The following is a 12168-nucleotide window of genomic DNA, read 5'->3' on the forward strand; positions in this document are numbered from 1 at the left end:
TAAAAACGCTCTATTTAAGATTAGCATTTGATAACTTTAGAAAGTCTTATGTTTTTATGAAATCTAATATAGCTTTTTTAACTATATTTATTGTTTTCAAAAATTATTTTTTTATTCAAAATTAATTGTCGGAAAAAAATTATTAACCTTCATAGTATAGCACTTACGTATTTTCTCTGAAAAAGAAATCATTCTCATTGTTATAATTTCGTTGGGTGCTATGCGTAATTTAAAAACACAATCCGATTCAGTATCTTTTTTTTCTGACAACAATGCAGAAAGCGTATCAGAAAGAAGTATAAACGCATCAGAAGAAAATTCATTTTCTAATATTTCTAAGATGTTTTCTTATCCAGCCGTGTGGGAAAAGGCATTTACTCTTGGACAAAATGTGCGTTTTACTCGAACACCGGAAGTTGAGATTCTGCGCCGTCGTATAGAAAAAGATCCGATTTTTGCAAAACAATTTGAAGCTTTTATACAGCAAGAATCACAAAAGCTGACAGATATTATAAAATGTGACCAAGAATCAATAAAGCTTCCATTAGTAGAGAAAGAGCTTAATGCTCAATCAGTTGATAATAAATCGTCATTTTATTCTTCAACAATTCTTAAACAGTCAGAGCAACAGATTATTGCTACGCGAACTGAACATGCTTCAACTCAATATGTGCATGCAGTGCAAGCAGAGAGCGTAGAGCAAGGGATAAAGCCTTTTTGCTATCTTTCTGATACCGCATTTTTTGAATGCGAGCCTTTGATGCTAGAACAAATCAAGGTGCAAGATCCACAAAGAGAAGCAACATCTATTGATTCTGCAAATAATGAGACTTTATCGGAAGCTGTTTCTGATATGTCAATTACTTCTCTTTATCGTGTGCTTAAATGCCGTTTCCCGCAGTCTCATGATTCAACGGTGTCAGAAATTTCTGCAGAGAGTGTTGAAGATATTGAACCAATTTTTGATTTGAGTTTTACAAACAATAAAGCTTCTAGAGAAGTTCAAATACAGAGTACTGAGCCTATTTTTAGGGGTGATGGGGATGTTAAAAAGATCCAAGAAATAGAAAATGTTCAAGAGATCCAAGAGTTATCTATGGTTGATGCGCCTGCTCATGAGGTTGGTGATGGGCTGATGGAGATTGCGGTTAATAATAATCAAAATAATATTATTGATTATATGAAAGGCAATGTAGCAAAGAGTGCATCAGATCTTTCTTCGACAAAAGCAGGAAGAAAAGCATTGCAAGCTACGAATACACCGCTTTGTAGCCGTAATACTGGCTTTGTATCAAACGTTCAATTCGTTTATTATGGCACTTATGAATTTCCTCCGATTGATTTGTTACAGGAGCCCGTTTTTCAGAGTGACACGGTCATTTCGGAGGAAACATTAGAGTATAGTGCTGGGATTTTGGAAAATGTTTTAGAAGATTTTGGAATTAAAGGTGAGATTATCCATGTTCGTCCAGGACCAGTAGTAACAATGTATGAATTTGAGCCTGCTGCTGGGGTCAAATCATCGCGCGTTATTGGTCTTTCTGATGATATTGCACGTTCTATGTCTGCTATTTCTGCACGTGTTGCCGTGATTCCTGGACGCAATGTAATTGGGATTGAATTGCCAAATACGGTACGTGAAGTTGTTTATTTACGAGAATTAATCCAATCAAACAGTTTTCGTGATAGTCAATTTAAATTAGCTCTTGCTTTAGGGAAGGGGATTAATGGTGAACCTGTAATTGCAGAATTAGTCAAAATGCCTCATTTATTAGTTGCAGGGACGACAGGGTCAGGAAAATCAGTTGCTATTAACACGATGATTTTATCCATTCTTTATCGAATGACACCAGAGCAGTGTCGTTTAATCATGGTTGATCCTAAAATGCTAGAGCTTTCTATTTATGATGGCATTCCACATCTTTTAACACCTGTTGTAACTGATCCCCAAAAAGCAGTAACAGCTCTCAAATGGGCAGTTCGTGAAATGGAAGAGCGTTATCGCAAAATGGCTAAGTTAGGTGTTCGCAACATTGATGGGTTTAACGCACGGGTTGCTCTTGCGGTAGAAAAAGGCGAGATAATTACGTGCACTGTACAATCCGGATTTGATAAAGATACAGGGGAAATGCTTTATCATGAAGAAACGATGGACCTAACACAGCTTCCTTATATTGTCATTATTGTTGATGAAATGGCTGATCTTATGATGGTTGCTGGTAAAGAAATTGAAGGTGCCATTCAACGCTTAGCACAAATGGCACGTGCTGCGGGGATTCATCTTATTATGGCAACGCAACGTCCTTCTGTTGATGTTATTACGGGCACGATTAAAGCAAATTTTCCTACCCGTATTTCTTTCCAGGTAACATCAAAAATTGACAGTCGAACAATCTTGGGAGAACAGGGGGCAGAGACCCTTCTAGGGCAGGGAGATATGCTTTATATGGCTGGTGGTGGGCGTATTATTCGTGTTCATAGCCCCTTTGTTTCTGATGAAGAAGTTGAAACTGTGGTAGCTCATCTTAAAAGACAAGGAAAACCTGAGTATTTATCAACAGTAACAGACAGTGAGAGCGATGATGGCGCAGAGGATGCTAAATCTATTGCTGAAAATGGAAATTTGGATGAGGAGGGTAACGAGCTTTATGATCAGGCTATTAAAATTGTTATGCGTGATAAAAAGTGTTCAACATCTTACATTCAACGTCGTCTTTCAATCGGCTATAATAAGGCTGCTTCTCTTGTTGAACGAATGGAAGAAGAGGGCATTGTTGGGACTGCTAATCATGTAGGTAAACGTGAAATTTTATGTAATGAGTGGCAATAATTAAGCTAATTAATTAAGCTAATTCAAAAGTATATCAAAGTAGCAGTTGCAAAGATTAAAGTTTGTTTTTGCTGTATTAAGAGTGGGCATTGTTTCCGCTCTTATTTTTTCGTCGAATGATCATAAGACTCTTTATGTAAATTAGTTTTACAGCGTTTTTCGCTTTTTCGTTTTCTTATGGATGCCATTAAATAGGGATAAGAGTATCTGATTTTTATTGAAATTTTTTAGTTTAAACAAAATGTTTTTGCTTAAAGAAAATTATTCTTTTCATTTCATTCCTGGTTGGGCTGACAACAGCATCATCTGTTGTTATAATTAATGAGCATGTAGCCTGTCACTGTAAGGAACATATATGTTTCTGACTCATCGATTACGAAAGAATTTTCATTTTATTAGAGAGTAGAGCGAAGAATGGTCAATGTGATGATAGTACATTTGCTGGCATTGTTTTGCACTTATCAGCATGTATATAATGGTTAAGGAGATTGACTCCTACCTTCCATTCATTTCCGATATCTTAAGGGACAATTTCAGAAATACTATTTCTTATGCTCAAGCAATGAAATTAGGTGTGAATTTATTCTTTCTGAGCGGCTAGTAAGTCTCTGATTTCAGTAAGAAGCTTTCCTTCTGGAGACATTTCTTTTGGTTTTTCTACTTCTTCTTGTTTTTGGGTCATTTTGTTCATTCCCTTGACCAAAAAAAAGAGAATCCAGGAAATAATCAGAAAATTAATTAAAAGTGTTATAAAGTTTCCATAGCTAAGGGTTGCTCCAGCTTCTTTTGCAGCAAGTAATGTAGCTTTCTTATCACCAGCGAGCTGAATAAACATATTAGAAAAGTCAATACCACCTGTAATAAGACCAATGATTGGCATAAAAATATCGTTCACAACTGAATTAACTAAACCACCAAAAGCACTTCCTATAATAACACCGACGGCTAGATCGACCATATTTCCTTTTAAGGCAAATTGTTTGAATTCTTTAAGCATTGTGTTCCTTTGTTTATGTACGCTACACATAGTAATTCCTAATTATCGCTTTTAACGAAAAAAGAAAGAGTGATTTTAAATTTTTGGATAAATTATAGCGCAAGTATAAATACTCTAATAGCAATAAAATAGGTGAAAGTTATCTATGAGATGCGTTGTTCTATTGAATAAGAATAGTATTTATAGAATTTGAATAAATGAATTTTATTTTCTTTCCAATTACAAAGTGCGGAAATATACTTGGATTGGCCTTGGCCTATGCAACTTAAATATTTTAAGGAAAGATATTGAGAAAATGTGTGTTAGGAATCAGTTGATATGTCAATGCGTTTCTTAATGTTTGAGCAATGGCTAGAAAAAAGCGAGGTATTTCCTGATAGATTAGTGTTTATCAAAATGGCTTCTTAAACTATTGTATGATGAGCTTTTTACAGTAGCAATTTGTTTCTTTATTTTTTTGATGTATTTGTTTTTGTTGATAGTTTTTAATGTTAGGGAATGTAAATTATATAAAGAGGAAAATTTTTCATTTTATGGAGTATAGTTTGTGAGTTTCTTTCAGTGTATTGGTCGTTCTGCTTTATTTATGTTGGATCCGGAGCATGCACATAATTTGGCTATTTTGTGGCTGAAAAGTGGATTGAATAGTCATAAAAGAATTGTCGATAAGCGTTTGTCTGTAAGGGTTGCAGGTCTTAAATTTGAAAACTTTATGGGTCTTGCTGCAGGATTTGATAAAAATGCAGAGGTTGTCGATGCTGTTTTTCGTCTCGGTTTTGGTTTTACTGAGGTTGGTACAGTGACACCAAAACCGCAGGCTGGCAATGCTAAGCCGCGGCTTTTCCGCTTGAAAGAAGATGAAGCAATTATTAACAGAATGGGTTTCAATAATGATGGACACCAAATTGTTCACGATAGGCTGCAAGGGCGTAAAAAGTCTGATATCGTTGGAGTTAATATTGGTGCCAATAAAGATACGCTTAATAGAATTGGTGATTACGTAGCAGGTATTACTTGTTTTTATGATGTTGCTGATTATTTTACAGTCAATATCTCCTCTCCTAATACTCCGGGCTTACGTGATTTACAGGCACGTGATAATTTACGTCTTTTGATTAAGGAAATTTCGCAAGCACGGAGTGAAAACAAGAAAAAACATGGATTTTCTATTCCGATTTTTTTAAAACTTGCGCCTGATTTGACAGAACAAGAATTGGATGATGTCGCTGCAGAATTAAGTCTTTCTGATTTTGATGGTTTAGTTGTTTCTAATACAACACTTTTTCGCCAAGGTCTTAAGAAGAGCGCGTTTATGAATGAAGGGGGAGGGTTATCTGGTCGTCCATTATTTGAGCGTTCTACTATTGTCCTTGCAAAAATGCGTCAAAAACTGGGTAAAGATATTGCAATCATTGGTGTTGGTGGTGTGTGGGATGCTCAAACAGCTTTGGAAAAAATTAAGGCTGGTGCTGATTTAGTGCAATTTTATAGTGGGATGGTTTATGAAGGACCAGATCTTGCTAAAAATATTACAAAAGATGTATTGCAGATGATGCAGCAAGATGGTGTTGATACCATAAAAGCTTACCGGGATCATCATGTTGAGAAGTGGGCAAAGTTCGAGCTTCATTTGTAATAAAGATATTGCTTTTTTGCAAAAAAAATGCAGGATTTTTTTAAGGGGGCTTGCAAACTCTTTTGATCTTCCGTATGTCACACAGGGCAAAGGGTTAAGTATTTGCATAATGCGGTTGTAGCTCAGCTGGTTAGAGCGCTGGTTTGTGGCACCAGAGGTCGTAGGTTCAAATCCCACCAACCGTACCAATTTCCACGATTTTGATACGATGAAAAATTTTTAGAGATCACAAGGCATGTTTTGTCTTGATTAAAGTTTAGTGTATAATAGTGTTCTTTAGAAAATTTAATTAACGGAATTTTTATGTGGCATCTTACATATAAAGTAAAGTGATACTATAAATGGGGGAGCTTGAATTGTTTTTTAAGTTGATATCTGATGGCTGTGAATAGTAGCGAAAAAATGAAACGCAAAAAATGTGAGCCTGTTTCTGATTTTTTGAAGAATTTACGTGGTGTCAACAATTGGGAACAAGTGTCACAATGGCTTGCATTTCGAGGAGTAGAAGATATTGAGTGTATTACGCCTGATCAAGCAGGTGTAGCAAGGGGTAAAATGATGCTTTCTAAAAAATTCACATCAGAAGCATCTTTGGCATTACCTTCAGCAGTTTTTATGACGACAATTTCAGGAGATTATCCTGAAGATGGCAATGGTTTTGAATATCCCACAACAGATGGTGATTTACGTCTTGATCCTGATCTCTCTACGTTGAGTATTGTGCCATGGGAAGGGGCTCCTACAGCCCAAGTAATTTGTGATATTAGATATCAAAATGGGCAGGCTGTTGAGTATACACCGCGCAATGTATTGCAGACAGTGATCGATTTTTATAATCAAATGGGCTTGAAACCAGTTGTCGCACCAGAAATTGAGTTTTATTTGGTGAAAAAGAATCCTGATCCTGATTATCCCTTAGAACCTCCAGTTGGTCGTTCTGGACGTTCTATTGGTGGAGGACAAGGCTATTCCATTGCGGGTGTTAATGAATTTAATGGGTTGATCGATGATATTTATCATTTTTCAGAAGCACAGGGGCTAGAAATCGATACCCTCATTCATGAAGAAGGGGCCGGCCAGTTTGAAATTAATTTACGTCATGGTGATCCGATTACCTTAGCTGATCAAGTGTTTATGTTTAAACGAACGCTACGTGAAGCAGCGCTCAAACATAATATGTATGCAACTTTTATGGCCAAGCCTATTCAAGGGCAACCAGGGTCTGCGATGCATATTCACCAATCCATTATTGATCAAAAAACTGGTGCCAATATCTTTACAGAGGAAGATGGCAGAGAAAGTGTATATTTTCGCCATTTTATTGGTGGGTTGCAAAGACATATGGCTGGGGCGCTTGTTATGCTTGCCCCTTATGTTAATTCTTATCGGCGTCTTATGCCTGATGTTTCAGCGCCAGTTAATTTGCAATGGGGGTACGATAATCGTACCACAGCTTTTCGTGTACCACGTTCTATTCCGCAAGGGCGACGTGTTGAAAATAGACTTCCTTCATCAGATGCTAATCCTTATTTAGCTATTGCAGCTTCTTTGGCATGTGGTCTTATTGGTTTGCAGCAAAAGCTTACACCAGATAAACCAACAGAAAAAACGGTGAATTCTAATAACATTGAACTGCCCCGTGGATTGATTGAGGCTGTTAGTTTATTTGAACAAGATAAAGCGTTACGGGATATTTTAGGGGATGCATTTGTGAGCACTTATGCTGCTATTAAGCGACAAGAATTTGAAACTTTTATGGACGTGATTAGTTCTTGGGAGCGTGAGTATCTTCTACTTAATGTTTAACTATTATTACTATGGCTCATTATAATTCAATTTCTCCAGGTGTTTCTTGGTATGAAGATACTATAGGAGAGCGTCCCTCTTATCCATGTTTTGATGCACAAGCACAGTGCGATGTTGTTATCATTGGAGGAGGGTTTACAGGGCTTTCAGCTGCTTATCATTTAGCTAAAATTGGGCTCAGTGTTGTTTTGTTAGAAGCATCACGTTTTGGTGATGGTGCTTCGGGGCGTAATGGTGGTCAATTAGGAACAGGTCAGCGACAATGGGTAGAAACGCTGGAGAAAAAATATGGTTTTGAACGCAGTAAAATGCTTTTTGATTTAGCTGAAGAAGCTAAAAGAGATATTTTATCATGGTCTGCAATGCCTGATTGTAATATCGATTTTATGGCAGGGCAGTTTTCAGTTATTCATAAAAAACGTCATAGCAAAACCTATCAAAAACATGTTGAGACTATGCAGCGCTATGGTTATCATGGTCTCACTTTTATGAATAAAGCTGAAACAGATGAAAGGCTTGGCTCTTCTTTTTATTACGGTGGTATTTATGATGTACAAACTGGCCATATCAATCCTTTGAAGTTGATTGTTTGGTTAGCAAAACAGGCAAAAAAGGCTGGTGTAAAACTTTATGAAAAGACGAAGGTTACAGGAATAAGGAGCAATAATGGTCAGTGTTTTGTAACAACAAAAAAAGGCAATATAACAGCTACAAATATTTTGTTAGCAACCAATGCTTATCATTTTGGACTCAAAAACTTTGTTGAAAATAATGTTGTTGCTATTCGTTCTTATATTGGGGCAACTGAACCATTACCAGAGCATCATTCAATTCTTTCAGGGGGAGAAGCAGTAGATGATTCTCGCTTTATGGTTCGTTATTTTCGAAAAAGCATTGATCATCGTTTATTATTTGGTGGTGTAGAAAGTTATAATAATCAGTGTCCGGCTGATTTGGATGAACGTATACGTCAGCAAATTGCTGAAATTTATCCTCAACTTCATTCTATAAATTTAACGCATCGTTGGGGTGCAACAGTAGCAATTACGGTTGAACGTATGCCTTATGTTCGCCAAATTATGCCTGGTGTCACTTATTGTGGTGGATATTCAGGGCATGGAGTTATACTCGCTCCCTTTATGGGGAAATTATACGCTGAGTGGTTGTCTGGCAATCATGAACGTTTTAAATCTTTTCAAGATTTAAAGATTTCATCTTTTCCAGGTGGAAAAATATTGCGTTATCCGCTCGTTTTTTTGGCAATGAATTGGTTTTCTTTGATGGATCGTTTTTAATTCGTTATTGTTGAGATGCAAAAAGTGAATAATCTTTCTTCTCAAGTAGAAAAGCTTTGATTTTGAATAGGATAATGGATGAGCCAATGGTTGATGAGAGTATTTTAATATCTTCTTTCCCAATATCTTACTTTGATTGATAGATTTTTGTACTCGTTCATCATAAATATTGCATAGAATTTAGTATAGTGTCCTTTGTTGAAAAAAATTGATAAAGCGTGTTTATAGAGCTTTATCAAATGCAGCATGTTTAGAATTTTGGTACGGGTAGCTTAAGGGATCGGGCTGCCGCTTTGAGTGTGTTGACCATGAGCATAGCAATAGTCATAGGCCCTACTCCCCCTGGTACAGGAGTGATAGCTAGGGTTTTTCCTTTAACCTCTTCAAAGTCAACGTCACCAACAAGACGGGTTTTCCCAGGGCCTTTTTCTGGTGCTGCAATTCGGTTAATACCAACATCAATAACAATTGCACCTTTTTTAACCCAGTGTTTTTTTATCATTTGTGGACGGCCAACAGCTGCGATTAGAATGTCCGCTCTACGGCATATTTCATCAAGGTCACGGGTTCGACTGTGGGCAAGTGTTACAGTAGCATTGGCTGCTGTTAGTAGGGCTGCCATAGGCTTTCCAACAATATTGGAACGTCCAACGATGACAGCATTAAGACCGGATAAATCTTGCCCACATTGTTGCTCAATCATCATCATGGCACCAGCTGGTGTGCATGGAATAATGGCATCTTTAATTGCATTTGCTGCCAGCTTGCCGATGTTGATATAATGGAAACCATCAACATCTTTTTCAACAGCAATAGCCTGTGTTGCTCTATCTGTATTAATGTGCGCAGGCAAAGGAAGTTGTACCAAAATACCATGGATTTTGGGATCAGAATTTAATATTTCGATGAGTTGAAGGAGTTCTGATTCTTCCACTTCTTTGGGAAGTACATGCTTCATTGAAAAAAAACCGCATTCTTCAGCTTTTTTACTCTTTGATGCGACATAAACCTGACTTGCAGGGTCATCTCCAACGATGATAACAGCAATTCCTGGTTGTATGTTATGGCTGTTTTTGAGCTTTTCTGTTTCGTTTTTTACTTTAGCAATAACATTTTCAGCAAGTTTTTTTCCGTCGATAATATTATCCATTAGGGCAATCCTTTCGGTCGAACCATTCTGTTCTTCTGTAAAGCATTTTGGGGTAATAAACAGAGTGTTATGGCGATATTGAAGTAAGCATGGTAAAAGTAATTGAATAGTTTTGATGCATCTTTAATTTTGAGAGAATATTAAAAAATAATTGTTTTATAAAAAGGTAGCAACATTGTTGTGCTAATAGAGTCTGGATAAAATTTAGACTATTATATAAATATTACCGATTATAGGATTATAAAAATCCTTTTTTCTGCTCGTTTAGCCTAATTTTATCTGTATAGAGAAATGTAGAGGAAATTGTGCGTGCTAAAATAGTAAAATTTTTGAGCGGGATTTTTTTTGCGGTTGTTTTTTTGTTTGGTGCGGCTGTTATCATTCTTCCCTATATCGTTTCGACAGATGCAATTCGTATCCGTTTGGCGCAGGATTTAAGTGCATGGACAGGCTATAATGTGCAATTGCGTGATCCTCCACGATTGGATCTTTTTCCTTACCCAAAAGCATTTCTTTCTGGTGTTACTTTAACACAAAAAATTGATGATAATGCACCTTTGATGGAGGCTGAATCAATAGAAGTGGATCTTTCTTTGATTGATCTTCTGTGGAAGCGCGTTTCTTTTTCAGAGACGCGGATCATACGTCCACAGTTTGTTATAGAAAAGCCTGTCAAAACAATAGCTGATTTTTTTGATACACTTTCACAGTCACAAGGCGCGTTGGGGTTAACAATACGCAGTGCTCGTGAAGTTGTTATGCATAACCCTGATCAACCGGATGTGGAACATCTTTTACGCCAACCTTTTGGGCGTGTTGTTATTAAAAATGGAGTCCTAGTTTATCGTGATAGCGTTTCTGATGTAGCAGAAAAAATAACGGGATTAAATGCAACGATGGATTGGCCAGAATCAACACGAGCAGCGCGTTTTCGGGCAAATGCTCATTGGCGTGGGGAGTTGACAGAATTAATAATTAATGCGGATCAAGCTTTATTACTTTTAGCAGGAGGAAAAAGTCCGCTTAAGATCAGTATGAACTCATTGCGTGGTGGTATAACATTTGTAGGACAGGCACAACTATCTGAATATTATGTTGTTGATGGGAAAGTATCAGTGCGTTCTCCTGGTTGGGATCAGACATTGGCTTGGATTGGTGGTCGTGAGTTTTTTGGACACAAATTTAAGATACCTATTGTATGGGAATCTCATTTTTTAGCGCAACCAACCTGTATTCAAATGAACAATGTTACATTTACAATGGGAGCAGCAAATGCACGTGGCGCTTTGGAATTTAATTTTCAAAATAGCGTACCGATTATCATTGGATCTTTGGCTTTTGATAATTTAGATCTTAGCCTATTAGAATCGACATTGTTATCAGTTGAAGAGAAGAATAAATTCTTTGATACAACAATTTTCAATCGCATTGGATTGGACGTGCGACTTTCAGCACCACGAGCAAAAGTAGGTAATGTAGAACTTACAAATTTAGCGGCAGCAATACAACTTAAAAATGGACGTGGTATTTTTGATCTCGGAAATGCTAACCTTTTTGGTGGATCTATTCAAAGCAACATCCAGATAATACCCAATGATAAAAAAGTGCGCATTGAAGGACGGACTTCGGGAACTTCTATTGATACGAAAGCTGTTTCGGATACTTTAGGATTTATTCCATTTGTACAGGCTAAAACTAATTTTATTATGACAACACAGGTGCTGGCTGGTCGCTGGTCAGAGATTCTGGCAAAAATGCAAGGCCAGTTAACATTAAATATGTCTACTGGTCGACTAATTGGATATGACTTGGATAATTTACAGAAAAAACTTCTAAAAAACGAAAAATTTCTTTTAGTTAACGATGGTGGGGTCTCAACAGTTTTTGATCGCCTAGATGTTAAAGCGAAGTTTGCAAGTGACGCAATAACAACGCTAACACTATCAATGGATACGACGAATTGGAACTTGTTTATTCAGAAACCCACTACACTTTCTGTAGCTAAAAGTAAACAAAACAAACAGATATTGCGAGCAGAACTGCAAAGCAATAATCGTTCAGAAACTGTGTGTAAGGACATTCAGTGTCTTACGAATAGTCTCGTATGGTCTCTTGCTTTTTCCCTTGACCCTACGGAGCAGGCTTTGGGTAATTTTTTTGTTAAGAAAAATATTCATGAAAATTGAATTTTTGTTCTTTATGGTTAATCATAATAATCAACAGAGATAAAAAATAACCAAAGCATATGATTTTTGTTAAAAATTTTAATATTCAGCGTTCATCTATCGATGTTTTATGGAAATTCCATAACCATCTTCAGCTATTGTGTGCTTTCTATCTGCTCCAACTGAACCAATTCCTACAATGATGAAAATAAAAGCTAAAATTGTGGAAATAGTAATAACTGTAGCTCTTTTAGCAGACATATTTTCTTCTTACATAGTGAACGATTGA

8 protein-coding genes and 1 tRNA gene are annotated in these 12168 nt (G+C 36.8%); 6 read left to right on the forward strand and 3 right to left on the reverse strand.

The features are described from left to right. The first annotated feature begins 220 nt into the window (after positions 1-220). Positions 221-2830: a DNA translocase FtsK gene (locus tag BARBAKC583_RS01405; protein WP_005766188.1), complete on the forward strand. Its 2610-nt coding sequence runs from the start codon at positions 221-223 to the stop codon at positions 2828-2830. A gap of 580 nt (positions 2831-3410) precedes the next feature. Here BARBAKC583_RS01405 and mscL read toward each other — a convergent pair. Further along, positions 3411-3827 (reverse strand): large conductance mechanosensitive channel protein MscL, encoded by a 417-nt coding sequence (gene mscL / locus BARBAKC583_RS01410; RefSeq protein WP_005766189.1) that lies wholly within the window; start codon positions 3825-3827, stop codon positions 3411-3413. 547 nt (positions 3828-4374) lie between these two features. Here mscL and BARBAKC583_RS01415 point away from each other — a divergent pair. The 4 genes from BARBAKC583_RS01415 (at position 4375) to BARBAKC583_RS01430 (ending at position 8564) form a co-directional block, all read left to right on the forward strand. Further along, complete coding sequence (locus tag BARBAKC583_RS01415; protein WP_005766192.1) at positions 4375-5463, forward strand: quinone-dependent dihydroorotate dehydrogenase; 1089 nt, start codon at positions 4375-4377, stop codon at positions 5461-5463. A 111-nt stretch (positions 5464-5574) separates the two neighbouring features. Then, a tRNA-His gene (locus tag BARBAKC583_RS01420) sits at positions 5575-5651 on the forward strand. Positions 5652-5841: 190 nt separating this feature from the next. Beyond that, entirely contained in the window at positions 5842-7269 is a 1428-nt protein-coding gene (locus BARBAKC583_RS01425) for a glutamine synthetase family protein (RefSeq protein WP_005766194.1), read from the forward strand. A gap of 11 nt (positions 7270-7280) precedes the next feature. Then, positions 7281-8564 carry an NAD(P)/FAD-dependent oxidoreductase gene (locus tag BARBAKC583_RS01430; RefSeq protein WP_005766195.1) on the forward strand — a complete coding sequence of 428 codons (1284 nt, stop codon included), beginning with the start codon at positions 7281-7283 and terminating at the stop codon, positions 8562-8564. Between the two features lie 250 nt (positions 8565-8814). On the opposite strand, the gene folD is transcribed toward BARBAKC583_RS01430, so the two are convergent. Continuing rightward, positions 8815-9714 carry a bifunctional methylenetetrahydrofolate dehydrogenase/methenyltetrahydrofolate cyclohydrolase FolD gene (gene folD / locus BARBAKC583_RS01435; protein WP_005766197.1) on the reverse strand — a complete coding sequence of 300 codons (900 nt, stop codon included), beginning with the start codon at positions 9712-9714 and terminating at the stop codon, positions 8815-8817. A 305-nt stretch (positions 9715-10019) separates the two neighbouring features. Between folD and BARBAKC583_RS01440 the strand changes: the two genes are divergently transcribed. Then, positions 10020-11900, forward strand: a complete 1881-nt coding sequence (locus tag BARBAKC583_RS01440; protein WP_005766199.1) for an AsmA family protein — start codon at positions 10020-10022, stop codon at positions 11898-11900. A 96-nt stretch (positions 11901-11996) separates the two neighbouring features. Here the strand turns inward: BARBAKC583_RS01440 and BARBAKC583_RS06950 are convergent, their stop codons facing one another. Further along, positions 11997-12140, reverse strand: coding sequence for a hypothetical protein (locus BARBAKC583_RS06950; protein ID WP_005766201.1), 144 nt, complete (start codon positions 12138-12140; stop codon positions 11997-11999). Positions 12141-12168: the final 28 nt, after the last annotated feature.

It is taken from the genome of Bartonella bacilliformis KC583, from assembly GCF_000015445.1.
GTDB classification, from domain to species: Bacteria; Pseudomonadota; Alphaproteobacteria; order Rhizobiales; family Rhizobiaceae; genus Bartonella; species Bartonella bacilliformis.

Excerpts from the sequence above, each read along its gene's own strand:
- BARBAKC583_RS01405 (WP_005766188.1), top strand. The coding sequence starts at position 221 with ATGCGTAATTTAAAAACACAATCCGATTCAGTATCTTTTTTTTCTGAC.
- mscL (WP_005766189.1), bottom strand. The coding sequence starts at position 3,827 with ATGCTTAAAGAATTCAAACAATTTGCCTTAAAAGGAAATATGGTCGAT.
- BARBAKC583_RS01425 (WP_005766194.1), top strand. The coding sequence starts at position 5,842 with ATGGCTGTGAATAGTAGCGAAAAAATGAAACGCAAAAAATGTGAGCCT.
- BARBAKC583_RS01430 (WP_005766195.1), top strand. The coding sequence starts at position 7,281 with ATGGCTCATTATAATTCAATTTCTCCAGGTGTTTCTTGGTATGAAGAT.
- folD (WP_005766197.1), bottom strand. The coding sequence starts at position 9,714 with ATGGATAATATTATCGACGGAAAAAAACTTGCTGAAAATGTTATTGCT.
- BARBAKC583_RS06950 (WP_005766201.1), bottom strand. The coding sequence starts at position 12,140 with ATGTCTGCTAAAAGAGCTACAGTTATTACTATTTCCACAATTTTAGCT.